28 protein-coding genes are annotated in these 25,790 nt (G+C 54.8%); 8 read left to right on the top strand and 20 right to left on the bottom strand.

The genetic code is table 11. The features are described from left to right. The 4 genes from ACILP3_RS02025 to ACILP3_RS02040 form a co-directional block, all read right to left on the bottom strand. Positions 1–240: an exodeoxyribonuclease VII small subunit gene (locus tag ACILP3_RS02025; protein ID WP_395615005.1), complete on the bottom strand. Its 240-nt coding sequence runs from the start codon at positions 238–240 to the stop codon at positions 1–3. 169 nt (positions 241–409) lie between these two features. Beyond that, entirely contained in the window at positions 410–1,285 is an 876-nt protein-coding gene (locus ACILP3_RS02030; RefSeq protein ID WP_395615006.1) for a LysR substrate-binding domain-containing protein, read from the bottom strand. Between the two features lie 356 nt (positions 1,286–1,641). After that, on the bottom strand, positions 1,642–2,946 hold the full coding sequence (locus tag ACILP3_RS02035) for an MFS transporter (RefSeq protein ID WP_395615007.1): 1,305 nt from the start codon (positions 2,944–2,946) through the stop codon (positions 1,642–1,644). Beyond that, the gene (locus tag ACILP3_RS02040; protein WP_395615008.1) at positions 2,943–3,266 is read right to left on the bottom strand and encodes an antibiotic biosynthesis monooxygenase family protein; all 324 of its coding nucleotides are present in this window, start codon (positions 3,264–3,266) and stop codon (positions 2,943–2,945) included. The genes ACILP3_RS02035 and ACILP3_RS02040 overlap by 4 nt, the downstream gene beginning before the upstream one ends. Positions 3,267–3,397: 131 nt before the next feature. Here ACILP3_RS02040 and ACILP3_RS02045 point away from each other — a divergent pair, with 131 nt between their 5' ends. Beyond that, positions 3,398–4,024, top strand: coding sequence for a class I SAM-dependent methyltransferase (locus ACILP3_RS02045; protein WP_395615009.1), 627 nt, complete (start codon positions 3,398–3,400; stop codon positions 4,022–4,024). Here the strand turns inward: ACILP3_RS02045 and ACILP3_RS02050 are convergent, their stop codons facing one another. After that, positions 4,025–5,266, bottom strand: a complete 1,242-nt coding sequence (locus tag ACILP3_RS02050; protein ID WP_395615010.1) for a phosphatidylserine/phosphatidylglycerophosphate/cardiolipin synthase family protein — start codon at positions 5,264–5,266, stop codon at positions 4,025–4,027. It lies immediately after the preceding gene. A 61-nt stretch (positions 5,267–5,327) separates the two neighbouring features. Between ACILP3_RS02050 and rpoZ the strand changes: the two genes are divergently transcribed. Both rpoZ and ACILP3_RS02060 read left to right on the top strand, forming a co-directional pair. Further along, positions 5,328–5,672, top strand: coding sequence for a DNA-directed RNA polymerase subunit omega (gene rpoZ / locus ACILP3_RS02055; protein WP_295489915.1), 345 nt, complete (start codon positions 5,328–5,330; stop codon positions 5,670–5,672). Between the two features lie 87 nt (positions 5,673–5,759). Next, positions 5,760–6,848, top strand: coding sequence for a DUF3667 domain-containing protein (locus tag ACILP3_RS02060; protein ID WP_395615011.1), 1,089 nt, complete (start codon positions 5,760–5,762; stop codon positions 6,846–6,848). Positions 6,849–6,927: 79 nt separating this feature from the next. Here ACILP3_RS02060 and ACILP3_RS02065 read toward each other — a convergent pair whose 3' ends face one another. The 7 genes from ACILP3_RS02065 to ACILP3_RS02095 form a co-directional block, all read right to left on the bottom strand. After that, positions 6,928–7,287 carry a hypothetical protein gene (locus ACILP3_RS02065; RefSeq protein ID WP_395615012.1) on the bottom strand — a complete coding sequence of 120 codons (360 nt, stop codon included), beginning with the start codon at positions 7,285–7,287 and terminating at the stop codon, positions 6,928–6,930. Between the two features lie 64 nt (positions 7,288–7,351). Further along, complete coding sequence (gene ftsH, locus ACILP3_RS02070) at positions 7,352–9,298, bottom strand: ATP-dependent zinc metalloprotease FtsH (protein WP_395615013.1); 1,947 nt, start codon at positions 9,296–9,298, stop codon at positions 7,352–7,354. Between the two features lie 112 nt (positions 9,299–9,410). Continuing rightward, entirely contained in the window at positions 9,411–10,358 is a 948-nt protein-coding gene (gene tilS / locus ACILP3_RS02075) for a tRNA lysidine(34) synthetase TilS (RefSeq protein ID WP_395615014.1), read from the bottom strand. Beyond that, positions 10,349–11,251, bottom strand: coding sequence for a tol-pal system YbgF family protein (locus ACILP3_RS02080; RefSeq protein WP_395615015.1), 903 nt, complete (start codon positions 11,249–11,251; stop codon positions 10,349–10,351). Before ACILP3_RS02080 ends, tilS begins: the two co-directional genes overlap by 10 nt. Positions 11,252–11,380: 129 nt before the next feature. Further along, positions 11,381–12,037, bottom strand: coding sequence for a helix-turn-helix domain-containing protein (locus tag ACILP3_RS02085; protein ID WP_395615016.1), 657 nt, complete (start codon positions 12,035–12,037; stop codon positions 11,381–11,383). A 39-nt stretch (positions 12,038–12,076) separates the two neighbouring features. Continuing rightward, complete coding sequence (ptsP, locus tag ACILP3_RS02090) at positions 12,077–14,341, bottom strand: phosphoenolpyruvate--protein phosphotransferase (RefSeq protein WP_395615017.1); 2,265 nt, start codon at positions 14,339–14,341, stop codon at positions 12,077–12,079. A 141-nt stretch (positions 14,342–14,482) separates the two neighbouring features. Then, on the bottom strand, positions 14,483–14,653 hold the full coding sequence (locus ACILP3_RS02095) for a YdcH family protein (RefSeq protein WP_395615018.1): 171 nt from the start codon (positions 14,651–14,653) through the stop codon (positions 14,483–14,485). Between the two features lie 147 nt (positions 14,654–14,800). Between ACILP3_RS02095 and ACILP3_RS02100 the strand changes: the two genes are divergently transcribed. Next, on the top strand, positions 14,801–14,998 hold the full coding sequence (locus tag ACILP3_RS02100) for a YdcH family protein (RefSeq protein WP_395615019.1): 198 nt from the start codon (positions 14,801–14,803) through the stop codon (positions 14,996–14,998). A 27-nt stretch (positions 14,999–15,025) separates the two neighbouring features. Here ACILP3_RS02100 and ACILP3_RS02105 read toward each other — a convergent pair whose 3' ends face one another. Further along, positions 15,026–16,825 carry an ABC transporter transmembrane domain-containing protein gene (locus ACILP3_RS02105; RefSeq protein ID WP_395615020.1) on the bottom strand — a complete coding sequence of 600 codons (1,800 nt, stop codon included), beginning with the start codon at positions 16,823–16,825 and terminating at the stop codon, positions 15,026–15,028. Between the two features lie 146 nt (positions 16,826–16,971). Between ACILP3_RS02105 and ACILP3_RS02110 the strand changes: the two genes are divergently transcribed. Both ACILP3_RS02110 and ACILP3_RS02115 read left to right on the top strand, forming a co-directional pair. After that, positions 16,972–18,204 carry a polyhydroxyalkanoate depolymerase gene (locus ACILP3_RS02110; RefSeq protein ID WP_395615083.1) on the top strand — a complete coding sequence of 411 codons (1,233 nt, stop codon included), beginning with the start codon at positions 16,972–16,974 and terminating at the stop codon, positions 18,202–18,204. 76 nt (positions 18,205–18,280) lie between these two features. Further along, positions 18,281–19,279, top strand: coding sequence for a dipeptide epimerase (locus ACILP3_RS02115; protein ID WP_395615021.1), 999 nt, complete (start codon positions 18,281–18,283; stop codon positions 19,277–19,279). Here ACILP3_RS02115 and ACILP3_RS02120 read toward each other — a convergent pair. From ACILP3_RS02120 to ACILP3_RS02145, 6 genes are all read right to left on the bottom strand, one after another. Next, a complete protein-coding gene (locus ACILP3_RS02120) occupies positions 19,269–19,772 on the bottom strand; it encodes a pyridoxamine 5'-phosphate oxidase family protein (protein WP_395615022.1) in 504 nt (167 codons plus the stop codon). The two genes, ACILP3_RS02115 and ACILP3_RS02120, sit on opposite strands and share 11 nt — an antisense overlap. Positions 19,773–19,858: 86 nt before the next feature. Next, positions 19,859–20,152 (bottom strand): putative quinol monooxygenase, encoded by a 294-nt coding sequence (locus tag ACILP3_RS02125; RefSeq protein WP_395615023.1) that lies wholly within the window; start codon positions 20,150–20,152, stop codon positions 19,859–19,861. 29 nt (positions 20,153–20,181) lie between these two features. After that, positions 20,182–21,360 carry an acetyl-CoA C-acyltransferase gene (locus ACILP3_RS02130; RefSeq protein WP_395615024.1) on the bottom strand — a complete coding sequence of 393 codons (1,179 nt, stop codon included), beginning with the start codon at positions 21,358–21,360 and terminating at the stop codon, positions 20,182–20,184. A gap of 24 nt (positions 21,361–21,384) precedes the next feature. After that, positions 21,385–21,843, bottom strand: coding sequence for a MaoC family dehydratase (locus ACILP3_RS02135; protein ID WP_395615025.1), 459 nt, complete (start codon positions 21,841–21,843; stop codon positions 21,385–21,387). A 116-nt stretch (positions 21,844–21,959) separates the two neighbouring features. Further along, complete coding sequence (locus tag ACILP3_RS02140; RefSeq protein WP_395615026.1) at positions 21,960–23,132, bottom strand: mechanosensitive ion channel family protein; 1,173 nt, start codon at positions 23,130–23,132, stop codon at positions 21,960–21,962. A 48-nt stretch (positions 23,133–23,180) separates the two neighbouring features. Then, entirely contained in the window at positions 23,181–23,498 is a 318-nt protein-coding gene (locus tag ACILP3_RS02145) for a hypothetical protein (RefSeq protein WP_395615027.1), read from the bottom strand. 319 nt (positions 23,499–23,817) lie between these two features. Between ACILP3_RS02145 and ACILP3_RS02150 the strand changes: the two genes are divergently transcribed. Both ACILP3_RS02150 and ACILP3_RS02155 read left to right on the top strand, forming a co-directional pair. Continuing rightward, on the top strand, positions 23,818–24,453 hold the full coding sequence (locus tag ACILP3_RS02150) for a helix-turn-helix transcriptional regulator (protein ID WP_395615028.1): 636 nt from the start codon (positions 23,818–23,820) through the stop codon (positions 24,451–24,453). Between the two features lie 40 nt (positions 24,454–24,493). Next, positions 24,494–25,183, top strand: a complete 690-nt coding sequence (locus tag ACILP3_RS02155; RefSeq protein ID WP_395615029.1) for an MBL fold metallo-hydrolase — start codon at positions 24,494–24,496, stop codon at positions 25,181–25,183. A 22-nt stretch (positions 25,184–25,205) separates the two neighbouring features. On the opposite strand, the gene ACILP3_RS02160 is transcribed toward ACILP3_RS02155, so the two are convergent. Continuing rightward, entirely contained in the window at positions 25,206–25,604 is a 399-nt protein-coding gene (locus tag ACILP3_RS02160; protein WP_395615030.1) for an MAPEG family protein, read from the bottom strand. Positions 25,605–25,790 lie beyond the last annotated feature (186 nt).

Here is a 25,790-nt window from a genome sequence, read left to right on the forward strand (position 1 = left end):
TTATCCGGCGTCGAATGTTGTTGTACCTGTTGGCGCTCCGTCCGGCCCTTGCACAATAGCCTCAATGCGCGCTTTCGCCGTATCAAGCCGTTGTTGGCACAAGGCCCGCAACGCATTACCGCGTTCGTACAAGGCGATGGATTCATCGAGCGGAGCTTCACCGTTTTCCAACTTATGGACGATGTCTTCAAGCGCCCGCAGCGCGGTTTCAAAATTCATATCGGCTACGTCTTGATTCATTCACCTGCAATGACGCCCGACGCCGACTGGGTCAAGTGCTTCGCTTTGTCGCCATCGGTTGATGAAGAGGGTTGCTAGTCCGGAAGTGCAAATCAGAATGGCGAGAAACGGGACGGCAGAAGCAAACCGCGCCGAAGGCTAGGAATAGGCGTTAAGGGGTTGCGCGCATTTACACGCCAGCCTTCAACAACCAGTCGTGAAAGATTTTCACAGCTCTCTGCTTCAGCGCGCGGGGGCGGCACACGAAGTAATAGCTGTAGGGGCTCTCAACTTCTGTATTGAAAAGCCGCGTCAGGCGCGGGTCGCGCGCGTCGGAGAAGTGGCTTCCGTGCATGATTGCAACGCCAAGACCATTTGCGGCAGCCTCCAGCATCAATGCGCCACTATCAAGACTATCGATCGCCGCCGGCTTCAGGCGGGGTGCCCCCATAGCCTGCCGCCAGGCGTCAAAAATCATAGGCATGTCACTATGGACCATGACCGTATGCTTTGCGAGGTCCTCAGGCTTTTCGACCTTATGCTCCTTTGCCCATTTTTCAGAGGCGATGGCGTAAACAAGATTGCGGTCTAAGCGGACACTATACAGCTTGGGGTCGACGTCTGCTGAAATGATGATAGCTGCGTCGACGACATCACCCAGCAGATTTTCGGCATGACCAGATGTGTCCACGTCGATATGAAGCTTCGGAAACGCCTTTCGCAGTTCAGGCAAACGCGGAATGAGCCTTTGCGAACCAAAAAGCGGCAAGAGCCCCAAGCGCAGGCGATACTCCCCGCCACGGCCGGCCAGCTCGTCAACCGCCTCTGCCATTGCGTCCATCGCTGGTTCAACGGCCGCCAGAAGTGCCTCACCATCCGCATTAATGACCATTGCTTGCGCGCGGCGGTCAAACAGGGATTTGCCAATGAAGTCTTCCAGCGCCTTGATCCGGCGGCTGAGCGCGGGTGGAGATAATGCGAGTTCGCTCGCGGCAGCTTTTGCCGAACCGAGCTTAGCGACGCGCAAAAATGCTTCCAAGGAGCGTAGGGGGGGCAATCTGCGCATATCATCTCCTAATTTGCCGCACTGCAGCAAAAATTGCCAGCTCTCACGATCGTTCAAATGTCGCGAAATTCAGCTTAAACGTATAAATAATAGTTGCATCATTTGCAACAGCTATTGCACTGTTCGCACTTGCACAAAAAGTGAAACTTAGCCATACGGAACGAGCCTTTTAGGCATCCTCTCCTAAAGACTTTTTCAGGGTCGGCCTCGGTCGGCCCTTTTTTTGTGCAAATTCAGCGCATCGATCATTCTTTTGTCGCCACAGCTTTCTAACAATTTTGCTCCGACCAAGGGGGTTTTGGGGCAGAGGCGTCGATGCCAATGATAGCCCCGCCCCCTCATTCGCAACAATGCCGTCAAATATCTGGTGTGACCAACGCCTTTCGTCCCCAAATAATCAGGAACAATAACGATGCCGCGATGAGGATGAACGTCGCTGGTTCCCAATAATTGAATAACGCAACGCCAACGGCCGGAGCGACGATATATGCAGCACCGCTGATCGAAGCAATCTTTCCTGCAACGTCCCCTTGCTCGTGCCGTCCGACCGCCAAGGATGCGCCGGCAGTAAAGCCTGGCCGAAAAAGCCCAAAGCCAAGTGAGGCAATCGCAAAGCCTGTGCTAATGCCGTAAAAATCGTGACTAAAACCGGTCAGGATGGTCCCGATTAAAGCAAGGATAGCGCCAATCAACACGGAGCTGCGCGCGGCAAGCGAGAGTATGGGGATAAGGCCCCATTGCGCCAGCAAGGTCGCCATAGCGCCGATGAGCATGACGGATCCGCTCGCCTGCACCGCCTCCCATGGGCGGTCATGTAGCCCAAGCCGGTCACGCACGAGAAAACCTACAACGCCCAGCATGATGGCCTGTGCATGGCCGCCGATAAGCCCCGCAATGAGCCAAGACGCCATCCTTCCGTCGCGCCATGGCAGGCGGACCTCAGTTTTAGGCAATACTGACCCTAAAGCATCGCCAGCGACCTCTTCATCGTCGGGCGCATTAATCGACGCTGAATTGGGATAAGCCGCAACGGCGCCGCGCGCTTCAAAACGTGGGGTGTCATTGGGTAGCTGAACATGCAACGCAATCAATACGGCCACACCAAAGGCTGCAAACATGATGAGCGGTCCAGCCAGACCGAAAGGCGGAAACAGAAAATAATGCGCGGTGGCGGGGCCGATCACGGTGCCAACGCCAAAAGACGAGGCAAGCATCGATAGCGCCTTGGTACGTTCTGCGCGTTCAGTTCGGGCGGCGACATATGCCTGAACGGCGGGTGGAGCAGCCGAACCAAAACCGCCGTACAGGCTGCGGAATAACGCAAACAGGATAAAGGTCACCACTGGACCGATCAGGCCAGCCAGCCCAAGCCACAGCACCAGCCCGCACATGCCCATTGAGGCAACAAAGCCGATAACGCCGATACTCATCAATTGTTTGCGGCCCCGGCGGTCCGACAGGCGGGCCCATTTGGGTGCAGTGATAACCCATAACAACGCAGACCAGCTAAAGGCTAGGCTGACCCACACGTCGGGCATATCCAATTCGCTGGCGATTGCGGGAAGGGCGGACTGCATCGCGGTGTTACCCGCCGCGGCAACGAGCATCACGAGGAACAGCACGACAACGCGGCTATTGGGAATAGTTTGAACCGTGCTCATGGCTTTTTCCAATCATAACTGCGCGTCACTTGCGCGACATGCAGGCTGTAATGCGCATACCATCGGTTCCGGCCAGCATCGCGCATTGCGGCGTGCTCGGGATGATCGCGCCATGCATTTGCGCTGGCTTCGTCGGTCCAATAGCTGACCGTTATACCAAGGCCATCTGCGCCACGCACTGAATCTATGCCGATATAGCCAGCTTGTTGCGCGGCCAGTTCATCCATCAACGCGGCAGCCTGAGCGTAACCGTCGGGGTCCAGATCCGTGCGCTGTGCTACAAAGATTACTGAAATTGTGCCGTTGTTTAGCTTTGCCATGATCGAGGCATAAGACTGATTTGATGTGCAATGCAAGCTAGGTGGAACAGTTAGTTGGTAAACGCGGTTGCACGAATGGCATCAATTTGCGATTGTGACTGTTTCGTGACAACTTCCCCTGGAACCATCCTATGATCTCTTCAAGCGTGGCTAAAACGACGGTGCTCAACCGCATCAAAAGCCGCGCAAGCCGCTTTTTTGGCCAATGGGGTGTTTTCTTTAAGGGCTTTATCAAACATCCAGTGATGGTCGGATCAATTATCCCGTCATCGTCCTTCACCGTGAAAAAAATGCTGGCTCCGGTGGACTGGGACAATACCAAATTGTTTGTGGAATATGGTCCGGGCATTGGCACTTTCTGCCAACCCATTCTGGATCGCATGCGCCCCGATGCCACATTGCTGGTCATCGATCTGAACGAAGATTTCATTAAATATCTGCAGTATAATTTTCGGGATAGTCGTTTTGTCGCGGTGCATGGCTCGGCGGCGGATGTGAATGCAATCATAAACAATCTCGGGTTTGCACATGCCGACTATATTCTCTCCGGCCTGCCCTTTTCGACGCTCCCCAATAATCTCGGCCCTGTGATCGCTGAGGAAACAGCGAAGGCGATCCGGCCCGGCGGGGCATTTCTGGTCTATCAGTTCCGTGCCCGTGCGCGTGATTTCATGATCCCGTATTTCCGTAAGATCGACAATGGCTATGCCTTATGGAATGTATTGCCGTGCCATTTGTTCTGGGGCTGGAAAGAATGATTATTTGTTACGGATCAAACTGAATTTGATCCGCCGGCCAATGGTGTAATCGACCGAATTGACCAAGAAATAGGCAAGGCCTGACTTAAACCGGCTCCAAATAGTGTCCCGCCTCTTTAACAACACCCGTGTCTGCTCTTCCGATTGGGAAACAAGTCCTTCAACCAATGTGCGCATATGCAAAGCAAGGCCTGCGTCCTTGATGCGCACCATAATCTCCAGATTGATGAACATGCTTCGGATATCCAGATTGGCTGAACCAATATAGACCGTGTCATCAATGACCATCAGCTTCATGTGCAGTGGGCGCGGTTGATATTCGAAAATCCGAGCCTTGCGGCGCATCAGATAGCGGTAAAGCACACGCGCAGCGGCAATCGTTGCGCCATTGTCGGTTTTTCCGGCCATGACGAGGCGCGACCCTTTGTTGCGCCTCGCTGTCTTGGCAAGGCGTCGCAATATGGTTTGGGACGGCGAAAAATAGGCGGAAACAATGTCAAATCTTTTGCCCGCGTCCAATGATCGCTTGAACGTGAGTGCCCATGGCGAAATGTGGTTTGTTGGCCCGCCCAACAGCCATTGTACTTGACCAATGCCCGGCCGCCATTGTCGAATGATATTGCGGATCTGTCGAAAGCTGACGTTGCCGCCGTTCGACGCTTGCGCCATATCCTCAAAATAATCGCTCAGCCGCCGCGCCTCGGGACCAGACACGATTATGCCGAGATCTTCCCAGCTATCGTCACCTGCACGCCCGAAATAGGAATCGGCGATATTGAAACCGCCCACAAGCGCATGGGCGCCGTCGATAATCAGCATCTTTTGGTGATTACGGATCAGGTAGCCAAGTCCCTTGCGGGTGCTGAAACTGTGATAGTTGCCGCCAGCGTCAAGCAAAGTATCAAAAAATCGATTGCTCACCTGGGTTGATCCAAAGCTGTCTATAATCAACTGCACGTGTACACCGCGTGTCGCCGCAGCAACGAGCGCATCGCGCACTTCCCGACCGGTTTTATCGGCACAAAACATATAGAAAAACATGTGAATCGATTTTTGCGCCATCGCGATAAGCTGCAAAACGGCTTTGAGTCGATCTTGCGGTTTATGAACCACGTGCAAGTCATGGCCCGCAACTTGAAAGTGCGTTCCGGGGAACCCGGGCTTGCCTGATTGCACTGTCATGTTGCTAGCGATACCGCTTTGCGCAGCGCACGGCAAGCGACCAGCCCTTTGCATTGACATTTTGGCCCATTATCTCTAGGCGCGGTCAACTTCCCGTATATCCGAAGAATCAGGAGCCAAGATGGCACGCGTTACTGTTGAAGATTGCATCGACAAGATCACCAACCGGTTTGACCTTGTATTACTCGCCGCCGAACGTGCGCGCGAAATCTCTGGTGGCGCTGAACTGACCATTGATCGTGATCGTGATAAAAATCCGGTCGTTGCTTTGCGCGAAATCGCTGAGGAAACTGTTCGCCCTGACCAGTTGAAAGAAGGCCTCGTGCAGTCGCTGCAGAAGGTTCAGGTTGATGAGGATGAAGAAGCAGACGAAGTCGGCTCGATCAGCCTGTCCGCCGAAGCCCTGCGTTTGACCGCCGCTGCGCCAGCGCGCGGCGCAGGCGTGCAGCGCGATTACGACCGGTAATTTCACCCATCTGGATCTGTGAAACAGGCCCGGCTCGTCCGGGCCTTTTCTTTTGGCTTTCGCGCACCGTGCTGATAAACTCACGTTATGAACGGGGATTTGGAGGGAGCAGCAGATATCGTCACTGGGGTAGCCTTTGCCGGGGCTGTAGAACCGTCAATAGGCGGGGGGCCTGGCCAATCCGGAACATGCCTGAATTGCGGCGCTGATCTGCTTGGAGCATATTGCCATGCCTGCGGACAAAAGGCGGCCTTTCATCGGACTATTGGCGCGTTTGGACATGATATCTTACACAGTGTGCTGCACTTCGATGGCAAAATTTGGCGGACCTTGCCATTGTTGTTTTGGCATCCCGGCAAGCTGACGCGGCGTTATGTCCATGGTGAGCGGGCGAAATTTGTCTCTCCATTGGCGCTGTTTCTGTTCACTGTTTTCCTTACCTTTGCAGTGGTGAACCAACTGGTACCTGATGATACGAGCGTTAGTGGCGCCGATCATGCCCCCATCCAAGCGACAATTGATGGTCCCGATTTCGCGCTTGAACGACAACAACTGCAAGCAAAAATCGCGCGGTTGGAAAACGAAATTATGGATGCGCGTAAAGCGGGCAAGCCAACGGCCGTGCTTGAGGAAGAGCTGAGCTCCGATAGGCTCGGTTTGCGGCTTATGGGCACTGCGGCCAGCACATTTGGCAAGAATAACGGCGATATCGACAGCCCAAGCCTTACCGACAGCGATTTTCGAGGTGCAGCAGCGCTTAAAAAAGCTGCTGAAACCGCGACCAAAAACCCGCAATTGCTGCTCTACAAAATACAGTCCAATGCATATAAATACAGCTGGGCCCTAATTCCGATTTCGGTACCCTTTGTTTGGCTGCTGTTTTTCTGGCGACGGCAATATAAGATGTTCGACCATGCCGTATTTGTGACCTATTCGCTGACGTTCATTATGCAATTGGGGGTGATATGCGCTTTGTTGATCAGCCTCCCTCAGACCGAGGTCATGGGCGTATTACTGCTTAGTCTTTATCCACCCATCCACATGTATCGGCAATTGCGAGGGGCTTATCTGACATCACGATTTGGCGCATTCTGGCGTATGTGCTTGCTGTCTATTTTTGCGATTACGGCGCTGACCCTATTTGTCGTTCTCGTCGTTACCCTTGGCGTTACTTGAGAGCATATAGGGCGGGTGCCCATATTTGGATGAAAATATGATCTGCGCGATTGCTTGCGCGTAGTTTGGATAGATTAATTTAGCAGGGAAAGCGGCGGATGACTATTTCGCGCCACGCATCGCGGACTGATTGGGCCTGTCGGCGCTCTTTGGGGATCCGGCTGAACTCGCCGATGAACTGCTCTGCATTCAGCCGGTATTTCTTGGGTGCGCAGAATAAAGGGGATCCTGCGGTGCGCGCGGCCTCATTCTCCGCCTTTACTGACTTCGCTGCGTCTTCAAAAACGCGGATCATCGGCTTCAAATCTTTTGCAAAGACGGCGCCTATGCCCTTTTTCTGCAAAGCAACCGCTTTTACAAAAAAGGTTTCAGCGTCCATCGCGTTTGCAGGAGCGGCCCACAACAGCGCGCCCATGACCACAAGCACCGCATATTTCATTTTGTGACCTCAACTCTCTCTTTATCAGGGATAGTAGGTTGAGGTCGCCAATAAAAGCTGAAAACTAGGCGCCTTGTGGCGTTGCGCCTCCGACCGGCGTAGATTTGCCGCGTCCCGCCTTTGGTATGGCTGTACCCACCGTTGGAATGGACGACGGTTTAACGACCTTACCATCGTCACGTTCGAATTTGCCCGTTTCTAATAGCTGGTTGATTTCGTCGCCCGAGAGCGTCTCAAATTCTAGAAGCGCGTTGGCCAGCAGGTGCAATTGCTCGTTATGCGTGGTCAGCAATTCGGTCGCGCGCTTATGTCCACCTTCAACCAACTTGCGGATTTCGGCATCGATCTTGCGCGCTGTTTCGTCCGACATAGCCGACCGTTGCGACATACCATAGCCAAGATAGCCTTCTTGACGCTCTTCATATTGGAGCGGGCCCATCGCATCGGACATACCCCATTGCGTGACCATGTCGCGCGCAAGGCTGGTGGCGTATTGGATGTCGCTGGATGCGCCTGAACTGACCTTGTCATAGCCGAAGATTAATTCTTCAGCCACGCGTCCGCCCATGGATACGGACAGGTTGGCGTGCATTTTGTCGCGATGATAGCTGTAATTATCCCGCTCGGGCAGACGCATGACCATACCCAAGGCGCGCCCACGGGGAATAATGGTTGCCTTGTGGATCGGGTCAGATGCGGTTTCATGGATCGACACGATTGCGTGGCCGGCCTCATGATAGGCAGTCATTTTCTTTTCATCTTCGGTCATGACCATCGACTTGCGCTCGGTGCCCATCATCACCTTGTCTTTGGCATCTTCGAATTCTTGCATAGCAACCAACCGCTTGCCACGACGTGCGGCCAACAAAGCAGCTTCATTCACAAGGTTCGCAAGGTCCGCGCCGGAGAAGCCAGGCGTTCCACGCGCGATCACGCGGCCATCAACGTCTGGTGCCAACGGCACTTTCTTCATGTGTACGGCAAGGATTTTGACGCGGCCGTCAATATCGGGGCGCGGCACAACTACTTGACGATCGAAGCGACCGGGACGCAACAGGGCTGGGTCAAGGACGTCAGGACGGTTGGTCGCGGCAACGATGATGATGCCCTCATTGGCTTCAAAACCGTCCATTTCGACCAACAACTGGTTCAAAGTTTGTTCGCGCTCGTCATTCTGATTACCAAGGCCGGCACCACGGCTGCGACCCACGGCATCAATTTCGTCGATAAAGACGATGCAGGGTGCGTTTTTCTTCGCCTGTTCAAACATGTCGCGTACGCGGCTTGCACCAACGCCCACAAACATTTCGACAAAGTCAGAACCGGAGATGGAGAAGAACGGTACGCCAGCTTCACCAGCAATCGCGCGGGCGAGCAATGTCTTACCTGTGCCGGGCGAACCAACTAGCAACGCGCCCTTGGGAATCTTGCCACCAAGGCGGCTGAACTTAAGCGGGTCTTTCAAAAATTCGACGATTTCCTGAAGCTCTTCACGGGCCTCATCAATGCCGGCCACATCATCAAACGTTACCTTGCCATGCTTTTCAGTCAGCAATTTTGCCTTTGATTTGCCAAAGCCCATAGCTCCGCCAGCGCCGCCGCCCTTTTGCATTTGCCGCAAAACGAAGAATGCGATGCCAAGGATGAGCAGGAACGGCAGGGCTTGATATAACAGGATCAGAATGAGGCTCGGCTGTTCTTCGGCCTTGCCTTGAACATCGACGCCCTTTTCATCAAGCAAAGGATATAGGCTATTGTCGCCCGGAATTGGGACGGTAACGAAAGTTTCGTCATTTTGCAGCTTGCCGCTGATACGCTCTGGCGCAATCGCGACGGATTTGACTTCGCCTGCCTCAACCTTGTCGCGGAACGATGAATAGCTGATGCCCTTCGCCGTTTCTGACGAACCGCTAAATATCGAAGCGACAAGCAAAAGAGCCACAATGATCGCTGACCAAATGGCCAAGTTGCGGAGCATCGGGTTGCCTTTGGGTTCTTGGTCGTCGTTCATGATCACTGCCTTGTTCTGTGCCCGCGCTTAATACGTGGATATATACAGCTAATGTAAGGGCGAATGCGTGAATGACAATATAGCGATTGGCAAAATTACATCCTGATTTTTCTTATCCGCGTCGGGGCGGCGCTTTGGAAAACTGCCAATCTGCTCCGCCGACGCATTTGATATTTCCAATCATGGCCGTCCGCCCATTTTCGAGATCGGCTAACAAGCGGTCGATTGCGTCGCCGCGCGGAGCCAGATTGACGTCCATCGTCCTGAGGCAGTGGATTAATAGCCGCCGCTTCAATTCACTAGGAAGGCCGCTTGCCGAACAGATGATCACATCATTTTGGCGGCTTACCCTCTGCGCGGCCAACATGTCCGTCATCCAGACCAGCGCATCGGACGCGTCGGCCAACGCGCTTGCCGTGCGCAGCGCGCGGCTTGCAGTCAATGGATGCTGCGTGTCGGCTAGCCAGTTTCGTATCGCAACTCGGTCAAAATCGACGTTTGCGTTGCTGGGATCGTTGACCGATTGAATGCCAGTGCTGGAACAGATGTCGATTAGTTCCGCTTTTGTGAACTCCAGCAGTGGTCGGACCACGCGTCCATTGCGGGCGCGAATGCCGGACAACCCGTCGACGCCACTGCCACGGCCCAGCCGCATAAGCAGCGTTTCCAATTGGTCGTCGGCATGATGCGCTGTGGCAATATGTTGGCAATCTTGCGCATCTGCCGCACGTTCCAGCAAAGCGTAACGGGCAGCGCGCGCCGAAGACTGGATATTACCTGATATTTTTTCGTCGGGTGTCAAAATGATATGCGGCACGCCAAGATTACTGCAGATTTGCCTCACAAACTCTGCTTCGTCCGCAGACTCTTGCCGCAATTGATGATCTACTGTTGCGGCAACCAATCTGCCTGGCACAATTTGCTGCGCCAACAACAATAATGCAAGGCTATCGGGGCCACCCGATACCCCGCATAATAACCGATCATCATCAGCACAATCTAGCCTGCGAAGTGCAGCTCTAAATCGGTCGAGAATGACCGGCGTTAGCGTTACTTGCACTTTGCCCTTTTTTTGCCGGAACTGATCCGTTCGGCCAAGCGGCCAGTCGCCGCGTCTGGATATGCCCTTGCCAGTTCACCAAAAGATTCGCATGCCTCAGCCGTCTTACCAAGGTCAGTCAAAGCCGATCCCAAGAAAAACAAGCTGTCGGGCGCGCGGTCACCTCGTGGATCAGTAACATAATTTTCGTAGAAAATCTTCACCGCAGTTGCGGGTTTTTTGTCATCTAACCATGCTCGGCCAAGCAAATTCCGTGCATAGCCAGCGCGTCTGTGTTTGGGAAATTTTGCTAAGATTTCTTCAAGCGTTGCTTGCGATTCCGGATAAAATTTGGCTTCCCACAGGCGATAGCCATAATTGTAGCCATCTTCGAAGACATTGCCAGTGGCGGGACGTTCGATCGCGGCCACTGCGGCGACGCGGGCCGGATTCGGCTTAGTGGCGGTCCCAGGCTTTGTCGGAACTAGGCTGGCTTTGGGTTTCGGTGCTGCCGCTGTGGGCGTTGCCGTTGCCACCACCGCTTCAACGGACGATTCTGGCTGGGTTGCCGGTCGTGTTTCGAGGGCCTTCAGCCTGACTTCAAGTCGGCGCATATCATTGCCTTGCAATTCGACCTGCCCGGTTAGGGTCGCAAGCTGCGCCTCTAACGCATCCACACGTGCGGTCAGATCGACCGTTGTCGTGGTTGAACTGGTCGTCGTGCTTGCCGCTGTGGGTGGCTGGATATCAGGTTCGATAAATTTGCCGGCACCATTGGGGAATACCTGCCGCTGAACCGCCCGCATTTCCTTCTCGAGTTTGACCACACGCCCGTCAATGTTCGCGTCCTGCGCCATTGCGGGTGCGCTGAGCGCGAAAGCTGCGCCGCCAAGGATAACGCGCCGAAAATACATTGGGTTATTTCCCTTTACTAAAATCGAGTGTCCAGCATAGCTTACTGCAAGTGCACGATAAAGGACAACGCTGCAATTCGGTACAAAAAAATTGAAAATTACCGGAATTTCGGACCGTAATGACTGGGCTTACTGATTTGGGATGGCTACCACTGATGTGCCGGACGGAGGAGCTTGCTCGCCCATGCCGACATTCGCAGTGTTTGTATCATCATTCAGAGTAGCGGCCGGCTGGAGCGCCGGCGCCTCTAGTGCGGGTGTGGGAACTGATGTCGGCATTGGGGGCTCTGTACTTGTCACTAATGCGTAGCTTCTGAAAATCAGATAAGCGGCCAAAACCAGCACCGCAACTGCCGCAGCGGTCCATGCCAAGGTCTTGGAAGGAACGCGCGCAGGATCCGCTGGCTCGTAATTCTGCAGGGGGGCCTCATATCTTTTATGCCCGCCGCTCGATAATTCGGCGCGCAGCGCATTCACTATCGCAATATCGTCTAATGCGACCGCACGGGCGTAAGACCGAACAAACCCAACCGTATATGTATGTCCCGGCAATGCGCTGAATTCGGATCGCTCAATGGATTCCAAATGTCGCACGGGTACGCGTGTCTCGGCGGCGAGGTCGCACAAGCTCATGTCCATCCGCGCGCGCGCGGCCTTGAGTTCTTCACCTACAGTCATAGGCTCTGCTTCCACATGAGGAATTTCGTCCACTGCAATCTCCACGACCCGCTCCCCCACATCTGCGTGCAGTTGGACGGATAATGGCCACCAATTGAATAATGTCAATGTTAATCGGGGATAATCAAATAATTAACGCAAGGTTATTTATCCGATTTCAATGCCTTGATCAATTGCCCAGCTTGTCAATTCTTCACGCAAATGCTCTGTAGGATTGTTGAGTAACTCTTCCATTTTTGCGCAGATATCAGAATGGCTGGTTGAGCGGACCATGGCCTTGATAGGCCCAACGGCGGCTGGTGTGATCGACAATCGACGAATGCCAATGCCCATGAGGGCAAGCGCCTCAAGCGTCCGTCCACCCATTTCGCCGCACACCGCTACGTCAACGTCGTGGCCTTCGGTAGCTTTGACGACCCGCCGAATGAACCGCAGGATAGCGGGGCTCAGCCAGTCATAGCGCTCGGCCAAGCGGGGGTCAGCCCGGTCCGCAGCAAAAAGAAACTGGGTCAGGTCGTTCGTGCCAATAGACAGAAAGTTAATCTTGGGCAGCAGGATGTCGAGTGTCTCAGCCAGAGCAGGGACCTCAAGCATCGCGCCATAACGGATTTTGTTGGGTAATATCTTTTTCTGCCGCCCGAGAAATTCAATCTGCCCATCGAAAATGGCCTTGGCCGCATCAAATTCCCATGGCTCAGAGACCATCGGGAACATGACGTTCAGCGTGCGACCGGCGGCCGCCTCAATCAACGCGCGCGCCTGCGCCTTCATCAAGCCGGCGTGATCAAGCGACAGCCTTAGCGCACGCCAACCCAGCGCGGGATTTTCCTCTTCGTTCCTTTCATCCTTGAGGTAAGGAAGCGCCTTGTCTCCGCCGATATCCAGTGTGCGGAAAATGACTGGCTTGTCGCCAGCCGCGTCCAAAACGTCGCGGTAGAAGCGTTGCTGCCGCTCGCGTTGGGGTAAGGTCGCCGAAATCAGAAACTGGAACTCGGTCCGGAAAAGGCCAACGCCTTCCGCGCCGGTTGTCGCCAAAGCCGACATGTCATCGCGCAAGCCAGCGTTAATCATCAGCGTAATCGGCACTCCGTCTTGAGTAACAGATGCTTCATCACGCATCGCGGCATAGCGCGCCTTTTTCTTCTGCCGATCAACAAGATCATGTTGAAATATTTCTTCTGCCGCAGACGAAGGACGCACGATGACGCTTTTGTCATCAGTGTTGAGCAACAGCATGTCGCCGTCGCGCACCTTGTGGCGAATGCCGCGCACCCGGCCAAGAACTGGAATGCCCATAGCACGTGCCACGATCACCACATGGGCCGTAAGCGAGCCTTCTTCTAAGACCACACCGCGCAGGCGCCTTTTGTCATATTCCAGCAATTCTGCGGGACCCAAATTGCGCGCGATCAGGATGGAATCTTTTTTCAAACCCAGCTGCGCGGCGGTGCTCATTTGCCCAGAAACGATGCGCAGCAATCGGTTCGACAGGTCCTCCAGATCGTGCATGCGATCGGCAAGCAGCGCGTCGTCAATCTGTCGCATGCGCATGCGTGTGCGTTGTTGCACCCGTTCAATTGCGGCTTCGGCGGTTAGGCCGCTGTCAATGGCTTCATTGATCCGGCGGCTCCAGCCTTCATCATAAGCGAACATTTTGTAAGTCGCGATGACCTCTTCATGTTCTCCGCCTGTGCCAAAATCGATCTGGCTCGTCATGCGGTCGATTTGCTCACGCATTTTATCGAAAGCGGAATAGACACGCTGGCGCTCGGCTTCGATATCCTCTGCAACTGTGTGCTCGATGCGCACATTGGGCTGGTGAAAAATAGCGACACCAGCCGCCGCACCTTTGACCAGTGTTAATCCTGTGAGGCTAATCGTGCCGGTCTCATTGCTGCCCCGGCCAGTGGGTTCGTCAATTAGATCGGCGTTGGCAATGAGTTCCGACAACACCATGGCAACGGTTTGCAGGGCCTCAATCTCAACCTCTTCATATTTGCGCGGCTCGACATGCTGGACCGCGAGCACGCCGACGGCCCGCTCGGAACGGACAATTGGCACACCGGCAAAACTGTGAAAGCGTTCTTCACCCGTTTCCGGTACGTACCGGAAATTGGGATGTGCTGCCGCTTGATCTAGGTTCAGCGTTTCGACATTCTCGGCAATTGTCCCAACGAGACCTTCGCCTAGACCCAAGCGGGTAATGTGCACTGCGGCTTGGTTCAGCCCGCGCGTAGCAAACAATTCAAGTGCGCCTTCGCGCAACAAGTAAATCGAACACACTTCGCTCGAAAGTGCTTCGCCGATGATGTTGACCACATGATTCAGCTTAGCCTGCGCATGGTTTTTCGAGGCCATCACCTCGTGGAGACCAGTCAGGATATTGCGGGCAGAACGGGTGGCGCTTTCCATAGTCCGCACCTAGCAGAGACCGAGAGGGCAAGCGATACCCCGTATCAAATTATTCTTAGGGTCAGGACCACTTAAATCCACCTTCGCGGTTTGAGGCCATTTTGACGCCGCGAAGGTGGATTTAAGTGGTCCTGACCCTAGTCAACCAGTTGACGCCGATTCATGCAGTATAACGTCTTTAAGATGTAACTTTTGTTTTTTTAGATCGAGTATCGTGCGGCTGTCGGGGAACGGCCTGTTTTCTTCCCGCTCCAGTTTTTGTTCCAGTTCGGCATGCTTGTTACGAAGCGCGGACAGATGATTATTGTGCACATCATTCTCCTTCAGTCTGAGACTCGGCGATCTGAACCACGGAGTAAATCATGAATTGCGATTGGAGTCTTGCCGATAATTATTGCCGGGGCGCGGGCCCGTTCTTTTAACGATGACTTGTTCGCCTTAGTCTGTTTAGAAAGGGGCATGAACGATGATGGCTATCAGCAGCAGCTTGCACAACTAAAGATTGAGCATCGCGATCTCGACGACGCTATTCGGGCGCTCACTGCTCAAACGTTGATTGACCAGCTTCAAATCGCCCGACTGAAGAAGAAAAAGCTGATTTTGAAGGATCAGATCATGCGTCTGGAAGATCAATTGGTACCCGATATCATTGCTTAAATTAGCGCAATGAGAGTTTTCATCCTGTTAAGCATCAAATTGCAGGCTGGCGAGGCGGGCATATAATCCGCCCGCGGCGCTCAGTGTCGTATGATCGCCTTCTTCCACAATTTTGCCTTGGTCCATGACGATGATTCGGTCGGCAGACCGCACGGTTGCCAGCCGGTGTGCAATCACGATTGTGGTGCGCCCAACCATCAGGCGCTCCAGCGCGTCTTGCACCAATTTCTCGCTTTCGGCGTCCAATGCGCTCGTGGCCTCATCGAGTAACAAGATTGGCGAATCGCGCAACAAGGCGCGGGCGATAGCGAGCCGTTGTCGCTGGCCGCCGGAAAGCCGCGCGCCGCCCTCGCCCAAATAGGTTTCCAGACCATCGGGTAGTTCACTGAGGAAACCCGCCGCGTTTGCTTTTTCCGCTGCCGCCCAGATCGCGTCGTCGCTCGCGTCCCATTGGCCGTAACGCAGATTGTCGCGCGCGGAGGCCGCGAACAACACGGTGTCCTGCGGCACTAACGATATCCTGCGGCGGAATTCTGCGGGGTCTGCGCTAGTCAGGGAAACACCGTCAATGCGCACGGTACCGCTTTCGGGGTCGTAAAAACGTTCCGCCAGTTGAAATAAAGTTGATTTGCCTGCGCCTGACGGCCCGACAACAGCAACCGTTTCCCCCGGCGATACTTTTAGGCTGAAATCGTCGAGCGCCGCGACTTCAGGCCGTGTGGGGTAACGGAAGCGGACATTTTGGAATTCCAACTGCCCGCGCGCTGGCGGCATGATTACTGGGTTGGCAGGGGGTGCAATTTCAGGCACTTCGTTCAGCAATTCGGCCAAGCGCGACGCTGCGCCCGATGCGCGCACAAGATCGCCATATACTTCCGTCAGCGCGCCAAATGACCCTGCGACCAATGCCCCGTACAAGACGACTGCGAACAAGGTTCCGGAGGATATGACGCCTTCCTTAACTTGGTCCGTGCCTTCCCAAACGAGCAAGGTGATGCCGCCAAATATAAGCGCCATCACCAATGCGGTAAGAAACGCCCGCAACCGGATACGTTTTTTCGCGGCATTGAACGTGCCTTCAACAGCATCGGCAAATCTTACGCCTTCGCGGCTTTCCTGCCCGAAAGCTTGAACGATTTTGATCGCGCCAAGCGCTTCTGAAATGATCGTGCCGACGCTGGCGACATTATCTTGGCTATTGCGCGATGCCTTTTCCAGTCGCCGTCCCAAAAATACAATTGGCAAAACAACCACCGGAATGCCCGCGAGTAACCATATGGTCAGGCTTGGCGCGAGACCGAAGAGCAAGGTAACGCCGCCCACGCCAATAAAGATATTACGCAATGCAACGGACACGGTGGTGCCAACAATCTGTTCGATAATCGCGGTATCAGCGGTCATGCGGCTGGCGATTTCCCCGGGGCGGTTTTCTTCGAAAAAGCGCGGGGCCAAACGCAAGAGATTTTGCTGCACCGCAACACGAATATCGCCCACGACGCGCTCGCCTAGCCAGCTGACAAAGTAAAAGCGAAACGCCGTCGAAACGCCGATGATAACCACGATGCCGAGCAGCAAATAGAAATAAGGTGCCGGATCCCCGCCATTTTTGACAAAGCCTTCATCGATGATCAGGCGCAAGCCATAAGGGATGGCGAGTGTAGACGCGGCTGCTGCAATCAGCGCGAGCAGGGCATAGGTTATCTGGCGGGGATAGCGGATCGTGAAATGCCCAATCATCCGCAAGCTGCCAAAATTAAGCTTAGGCTTGGCGGGCGCCGCTTCTTCGGATGTCGTTATGGCCTGCGTTTCGGAAATATCGTTTGTCATCGCGCTCGCCTAGCAGTGCGTCGAACCGGTAACAATCCGCCACGAAGAATGTAAACGCTTTTCCTATGGTGCAATGCACAATAAATGCGTAAAGCCACAGTTGATTGCGGCAGAATATTGCCGATGGAAATATTAAAGGCCTCAACATGCTGTACACCGGATATGACCTTCAACGCGGCTGGCTTGCCGGTGCAGGCTGGGTGGCGCAAAAACAGGCGGAATGGCTCAATGCGCTGCCTTCGCCGTTTAACTATGGCGGAATGGCCCCCATCGCGGCTTCTGCATTGGAAGTGTTTGCCCATTCGGTTCTGCCGCGTGGAAAGCCAGCGTTCGGATTGAATGAAGTGGTCATCGACGGCAAAGCCTTGGTGGTTCAGGAAGAAAATCTTGCGTGCAAGCCATTCGGCCAGTTGAAGCGTTTCGTCTATGAAGGCAGCAGCGAAAAGCCACGGCTTCTTATCTGCGCGCCCATGTCCGGGCATTTTGCGACGCTTTTGCGCGGCACAGTCGAGCGCATGATGGTAACGCATGATGTCTACATCACCGATTGGAAAGACGCGCGCGATGTGCCGTTGACGGGTGGCGGGTTCGACCTTGAAACCTATATTGATTATCTCATTGAATGGATTGAATTTCTTGGCCCCGACGCAGGCGGGCGCGGCGCGCATATGCTGGCCGTCTGCCAGCCGTCGGTTCCGGCTTATGCCGCCGCTGCGGTGATGAGCGCAAAGGATCATCCACTGCGTCCGCGCACATTGACGATGATGGGCGGCCCCATTGATACGCGCGAGGCGCCGACCGTTGTGAACAACCACGCGACCCAGCGTCCGCATGAATGGTTTGTGCAAAATGTGATCGCGACTGTGCCGCCTTATTACAAGGGTGCTGGCCGCCGCGTATATCCCGGTTTTCTGCAGCTTTCAGGCTTCATGTCGATGAACTTGGGCAACCATATGATGAGCCATTGGTCGATGTTCTCCGACCTGGTCAAAGGCGATGGTGAGAGTGCCGACCGGCATAAGGAATTTTACGACGAATATCGGGCGGTTTGCGACATGACCGCGGAATTCTATCTGCAAACCGTCGATACGGTGTTCCAGCGTCATTTGCTGCCAAAGGGCGAATTCAACTATCGCGGTAAGCTGGTTGATCCTGCGGCTATCACCGACATTGGCTTGCTCGCCATTGAAGGTGAGCGCGATGATATCAGCGGATTGGGCCAGACACAGGCCGCGTTGAACATTGCGACAAGCCTGCCTGCGGCGTTCAAGAAATATCATATGGCCCCAGAAGTTGGCCATTATGGCATTTTCAACGGCAGCAAATGGCGCGAAAAAATTGCGCCCGTCGTCGAAAACTGGATATCTAACCACAATTGAGCGGCGATATGTCCCCTGCTGTCTGGACCTGCTTAATAGCATTTTGCGCAGTACGGATTCCTGCGGGTTTTCAGCGATGACCTTGCATATTAACGCCTCAGTCGAACGCTGGCCTGTGGATGGCCATTTCACCATCGCGCGCGGGGCAAAGACATTTGTCGACTTGCTCGTGGTTGCCGTCAGCGATGGCACTTATATCGGACAGGGTGAGGGCACGGCGATTTATTATCGTGGTGAGACCGCCGAAGAATGCCTGCGCCAGATTGCGCGGGTCACCGATGCACTAGCCGCGTCCACCGCCCCAATGGCCCGCGCGCTTTTGCAAGCCGAGCTCCCACCCGGCGCGGCGCGTAATGCGTTGGATTGTGCGCTGTGGGATTTGGAGGCCAACCAGACCGGACAGCCGCTGTGGCAATTGATCGGCATAAAATCCCCGCCCATGCCGCTCGAGACTGCCTTCACCATATCCTTGGGAACGCCCGATAAGATGCATGCCGATGCGCGGACTGCGGCCGAGGGCGGCTATGGCGTACTGAAGCTTAAATTGAACGGCGATGCTGACCGCGACCGTGTTGCTGCGGTGCGCGCAGGCGCACCCAAAGCGCGGATCATTGTGGACGCTAATGAAAGCTGGGGCGCGATGGATATTGTCGCCGAAGCGGAAATGTTAAAGACGCTGGGCGTTGCCATGATTGAGCAGCCCTTGCCCGTAGGTCAAGACGCCGCGCTTGCCAGCATAACATCGCCCTTGCCCATTTTTGCCGACGAAAGCTGCCATGTTGCAGCGGACGTCCCACGATTAGCGGACCTATATCAGGGCGTGAATATCAAGCTGGATAAAGCAGGCGGCCTGACCGAGGCTCTGGCGCTCTGTAAGGCTGCTGAGAGCGCAAAGATGGATGTGATGGTCGGTTGTATGCTGTCGACCAGCCTTGCCATTCAGGCGTCGTTTCTGGTGGCGCAGACGGCGTCTTGGGTTGACCTTGATGGACCAGCCTTATTGCAAAATGATCGGCCGGGCGGGTTCGTCTTTGCAGACGGACACCTGTCCCCGGCCACACCGCTTACAAGGTGACGCGCGCGACCTTGTCTTTCATGTCTTTTGTCGGATCCATCCCCATCAGCATCTTTATGCCGGTGACCATGCTGGATGTGTTAACCCAGATTTCGGCATTTTCGGGGTCAAACCGGATGAGCGCGACTTCGGGGTCGTCCTTACCGCCAGTGTACCAAGCGGCAACGAAGCGGTTCCATAAACGGTCAATCGTCGCCTGATCGGTGGATTGCGATAGATTGCCGTGCACCGTTGCCCATATATCATGCCCCTTGGACGCGAAGTGCGCCATGGCGCGGGCACCAGAGCCAATGTCTTGATACAGGCTGCCGGAGCGCCCCGTGAAGAACCATATCGGCCCGTCATATTGGCCCTGCTTAAAGCCGTCATCACCCAATTGCGCCGTCATCGGACGCGCATGGCCGTCTTTGCCTTCGGCTAGCCCCAAGAACATGGTCCTGTCCGATTTGAGTGACTTCCAGAATTTTTCTTTGATGTCCGTATCGTGCGTCATTTTTTCACTCCTTGTTGGAAGTGAAGCAAACGAGCGATAGCCGCGCCTGTTCCGGTGGGGACGCCACTTAATGCGGCGTATCCGCTTTATAACGCGTCGAGATACTCGATATCGGGCGCACCGGCGAGGCAGGGGCCAAGCTTGGGGCCAGCGGCCTTGAAATAGTCGCTGGCGCCATGTGCGGTCAGCGCGTCTTGATCGACATATTGCTCAAGCACTTTGTACACTTGCGGGTTGGACCGTGACCGGGTGAGCGTATAAAATACGTTCCCCGGTTCATTGGCCCGAACCGCTGCAGACAATTCTGCAAAAACAGCCTCAAAATCTGCGTTCTTGCCTTCGGCAACGGTTAACGTCGCGATAACTCCAATGGCGGACATGAGGCTGCTCCTTATTTTCTTATTTGCGATTAAAAGATTTCGAACAGGCCAGCGGCACCCATGCCACCGCCGACGCACATGGTGACGACACCATATTTCGCACCGCGACGCTTGCCTTCGATCAAGGCGTGGCCGGTGCAGCGTGCGCCCGTCATGCCATAAGGATGGCCAACCGAAATCGACCCGCCATTGACGTTCAGCAATTCGTTTGGAATGCCCAATTTGTCGCGGCAGTAGAGAACTTGCACGGCAAATGCTTCGTTCAGTTCCCAGATGCCGATATCGTCCATCTTCAAGCCGAAACGCTGCAGCAATTTGGGGATTGCGAATACAGGACCAATGCCCATTTCGTCGGGCTCTGTGCCTGCAACCGCCATGCCGACATAACGGCCAAGCGGGTTGAGGCCCTTTTTCTCGGCCAGCTTTGCTTCCATCAGGATGGAGGCGGATGAACCGTCGGAAAGCTGGCTTGCATTGCCGGCGGTGATCGTCATGTCAGGGCCAAGCACGGGCTGAAGCGCTTGCAGACCGGCCAACTGCGTATCGGCGCGATTGCCTTCATCCTTGGCGATGGTCACTTCCTTTTGGCTGACTTCGCCCGTTTCCTTGTTCACGACGTTCATCATCGTGGTTACGGGAACGATTTCAGCATCGAAATAACCGGCGGCTTGAGCAGCGGCGGTGCGTTGCTGCGACTGCAGGGCATATTCGTCCATCGCATCGCGGCTGACATTGTAACGCTTGGCCACGACTTCAGCGGTTTGCAGCATCGGCATGTAAATCGAATTATGCAGGGCAACCAATTCAGGGTCGGCCTGAACGCGCATTTCCTTAGTTTGCACCAGCGAGATGGACTCCTGACCACCAGCTGCCATCACGTCGATATTGTCGACGATGATTTGCTTGGCTGCAGTTGCGATGGACATCAGGCCGGAAGAACATTGGCGATCCATGGTCATGCCCGAAACAGAAATCGGCAGGCCAGCGCGCAATGCAACCTGACGTGCAAGATTGCCGCCCTGTGTGCCTTGCTGAAGCGCGGAGCCCCAAAGGACGTCATCAATTTCGCCGCCTTCAATGCCAGCGCGCTCCACAGCGGCCTTCAACGAATAGCTGCCGAGCGTCGCCCCAAGCGTTGCGTTAAATCCGCCGCGATAGGCTTTGCCAATGGCGGTACGGGCGGTTGATACGATTACTGCGTCACGCATGGTAATGGTTCCTTGAATTGAAAATTATACGAAAAACTGGCTGATCCATTCAGCCTGAAGTGCTGGTTTGTCTTCACCCTCAATCTCGACGGTGAACTCAAGCGTCTGTTGCCATTGGCCAGGGCGCTTTTCAACGAGTTCAAGAAGCTTGAAATGGCCGCGCACGCGCTTACCCGAACGAACAGGGGCGAGAAAACGGGTTTTGTTGCCGCCATAATTGACGCCCATTTTGACGCCCGCCACCTTGGGGCAATCGGACTTGGCGCTCATCACCGGGAACAAAGACAAGGTCAAAAAACCATGGGCAATAGTGCCGCCGAACGGCGTCTGCTTGGCCAATTCTTCGTTGATGTGAATGAATTGATGATCGCCTGTTGCATCGGCAAATTTGTTGATCATGTCCTGATCCACCAAAATCCATTCCGATACGCCAATATTTTCACCGACTTTGGCGGCGAGTTCGGCGGGGGTAATTGCGGTCATATGGAGTCTCCTGCTTCCTAATTCGCGCGTATCGTGGCGGTTTCAAACGCGCAATACAAGCCCCGCCTGTTTGCCGTTACGGCATGCTAGCGGCTCTTTGACCTCTCAGCTGCGAATCAGCTTTTTGAAGGCGCCTTGGCTGTTTTGGGCGGCGCGGCATAAGGCATCACCATCGTGCCATCGGGTGCGGCGGTGAAAGTTGTCTGCGTGGGATAAGCAAAAGATATGCCTTCGCGGGCGAAGCTATCGATAATCGCAATGCCAATATCGTGGCGCGCCTGAAACATCTCTTCGACATCATCGCTTTCAATGTCGAACACCAGATGGAAATCGAGCGAGCTTGGGGCAAAATTGTTAAATCCGGCGCGGATGAATTGCGCTCCATTGGCCTCAACTGCTGCACGCAAGATATCCGGCACACGCCGGGCAAGGGCAGGGGGTGTTTGATAGACAAGCGTCAGGACAAAAGTGACCCGCCGATACAAGGTCAGGGTGTTGTTGGTGATTTCCTTTTCCAGCAATTTGCTGTTGGAAATAATCTTCTCTTCCCCTGTGAGCGCGCGCAGTCGCGTGCTTTTCATGCCGATGACTTCAACCCGCGCTACCGTATTGTCATAGGACACTGTGTCGCCGCGCCGGAATGGCTTGTCGAAAATGATCGAGATGGCCGCAAACAGGTCGGAGAAAATACCTTGCGCGGCCAAGCCAATCGCAATGCCGCCAACGCCAAGGCCGGCCACGAGACCCGTGACATTGACGCCCAGATTGTCGAGCACGACAATGGCCGCGACCGCAAATAAGGCGAAGCTGACGAGCAGGCGAATGAGGACCATCGCGCTTTGCAAGGTTTCATGTTCATGAATGCCTTCGCCTGCGCGCCGTTCAATCAAGCCCAAGATGATTTCGCGCAGCCAGATGGCGACTTGAATGACAATTGCGATGGTGAACAAGATATCGACGGTCTGGGTCAGTGCCGCAGGCGCATTGGCTATCTGGTTGACCAATTCTATCGCCACCATGACGCGGAAAAATTTGCTCGTCCGTGCCAAGGTGCGGGCGATGATCGATTTCAAATGTGCGCGGTGCTCGCTGGCGCGCGCGATTTTTGCAGCAATTCTTTTCAGCCAGCTCAGCGCCACAAACACGATGATGGCCGCCACCACGGCAATGCCCAGTTCGACATAATTGGTCTGCACCCAGATGGTCAGGGCGTCCCAATAGCTTTGCAGATGCGTGCCAATGGCTTCCGGTGCGATGCGCGGTAAGGTCGATGCGGTTTGTGTTGTCATGCCCCTTGTTTACGGTCGATGACGACGGTGCACAAGTTCTGCAGTGCATCAGCCATCCAACAACAAAGCATCGATGATCAGACATTGCGCGCCTTTGGCCATTACTGCCCCTGTTACCGGCCCATTTACCACAATGTCGGCGACGATCTGGTGCGGCAAATCAAATTCATGTTCTGCCAAAAACTGCGATAACGCCTCCACGTCGCTGTGCGATGCGCCATCCTGCATCTGCACCGACAGGCCTATTTGCGTGCCAGAAAAAGTGAGGCTGTGCCATGGCCGTTCGTGCAATATGCTGATGTCGGCCGCAGGGATGAGCACGCGCAAGGCGTGTATGAGCGCCCCCTTTTGAGTCCGCATGTTCATATGCCTTTCCTGCCGTGGGTGTGTTGGCCATAATTGGAGATGAACTGTCGCAGTTTTGTCTCCATTTCGGGTCTAATTTCCCGCCCCATGCGAATATCCAGCACAAGCCGCGGATCCCCCGCTGCCAAGCGCCCAAATTTGGTGGGTGGCAGGTCTTGTTCCCGAAGAAACCTCTCAATAAGGCGCGTGATGTGCATGTTGTCTCCTCCACGTTCGACCCGGATTGGCTTGCCCGAATCAGTAAGAACAAATATAGAACAAGGTGTTAGGATAAATCCTACAAGTCTAGGAAATTTCCAACCGAACCGGAGGGAACAAAATGGGGGAAGACCCAAGGGCTGCTTTGGCGCGCTTGATTGCGGAAAATGCAGAAGATTTTGCGGGGCTATCGAAGCTGGTGGGCCGTAATCCCACCTATATTCAACAATTTATCAAACGCGGATCGCCCAAAAAACTGCCAGAGACGGAGCGCGGGATATTGGCACGATATTTTGGTGTGGATGAAAGCGTGCTGGGTGGGCCGGATGCGGGTGCGACCAGAAACGGGATCCGGCTTATTCCCAAGCTTGCGGTCGGTGCATCGGCGGGGGCCGGTGCGATTGCGAGTAGCGAAACGCTCGCTGGTAAAATCGGTTTTGACGAAAAATGGTTGCGTAAGCAGGGGCTGGATCCCGCAACGCTGTCATTGATTCAGGTAGAGGGTGATTCGATGTCGCCCACGTTGAACCATGGCGATGACATCATGGTCGACAATCGCGCGGCGGCGGGGCCGTTGCGCGACGGCATTCATGTCATTCGGCTGGAGGATGCCTTGATGGTCAAACGGCTGGCCAGCCGACCAAAAGGGGGCTTGTCGGTGTTATCGGACAATCCCGCCTATCCCGGTTGGCCAGATGTGGACGGCGCTGCCATTGCCATCATCGGCAGGGTTGTTTGGGCAGGGCGGCGGCTTTGAAGGCTTGCCTCCGCTGCGTGCATGCGGCACATGAATAGATATGTCAGATGTCACATCCACGCCCAATATGACCCCGCCGCTGAAGGCCGCGATCATTCCCGTCACCCCATTGCAGCAGAATTGCACGCTATTTTGGTGCACGCAAACGAACAAGGGCGCTTTGGTTGACCCCGGCGGTGACCTCGACAAATTAAAGGCTGCGGTGGCGCAAACGGGCGTCGAGCTGGAAAAATTATTGGTGACGCACGGCCATCTTGACCATTGTGGGCAGGCTGGGATGCTGGCGCAAGAATTGGGCCTGAAGATTGAAGGCCCGCATGAGGACGACCGTTTCTGGATTGATAAGCTCGACGATGACGGCGCGCGTTATGGCATGGAGGCGCATAGTTTTGAGCCTGACCGCTGGTTGGTCGACGGCGACACTGTAACCGTCGGCAATCTGACGCTTGATGTCATTCACTGCCCCGGCCACACGCCCGGACATGTCATTTTCCATCATCAACCCAGCCGTCTGGCGATTGTGGGCGATGTTCTGTTTCAAGGGTCGATTGGTCGCACGGACTTCCCGCGCGGCAATCATGCCGACTTAATCCATGCGATCACGACGAAGCTGTGGCCATTGGGGGATGATGTCACTTTCATCCCCGGCCATGGCCCAACCAGCCAATTTGGCTATGAACGCAAGCACAACGCCTTTGTCGCAGACGATGTGCTGAGGGCCAGACCCTAACGGCGCGCTAAGCAGGATTAAGTTAAAGAACCGCTGCGTACACGTTCCACAAGGCCCAGCCAGCAAGGCCAAGCAACGTAATCATGGTGGTCAGCGTGCCGACCATACGGCCCTTGCCAAGGGGTCCGCCATCCATGCCCAAGCCATGGGCGAAGCGCCCGATGATATAGACAAGGCCAAGGCCCCACAGCCAATTATTGGTTCCGCTTGTCGCTTCGAGCGCGGCAATCAGGATCAAAATGAACGGCGCGCTTTCCACGAAGTTCGCGTGCGCCCGCATCCGGCGGATGACAAATTCATTGCCGCCATCGCCAATTGAGACGCTTTCCTTGGTGCGCGCTTGACCGCAACGGATCATCAGCCAGATATTCACAAATGCGGCCCCTGCGGCTATTGTCAGGGTGACGGGTAAACTCAACATATATTCTCTCCCAGTTTGTGCAGCCGGACCCTAACTGCTATCTCTCGGCTTGCAAAGCACCGAAAAACAAGTATAGCGCGCCGCTCACACAGACATGTGCGGACGAAAGAGGCCGATTCTGGCGATTACTTGCCACGACCATCTCTTTCGCCTATCATGACCTAGAACTTATTGATTTTGAAATGG

Source organism: Sphingorhabdus sp., assembly GCF_044239665.1.
Taxonomy (GTDB): Bacteria; Pseudomonadota; Alphaproteobacteria; order Sphingomonadales; family Sphingomonadaceae; genus Sphingorhabdus_B.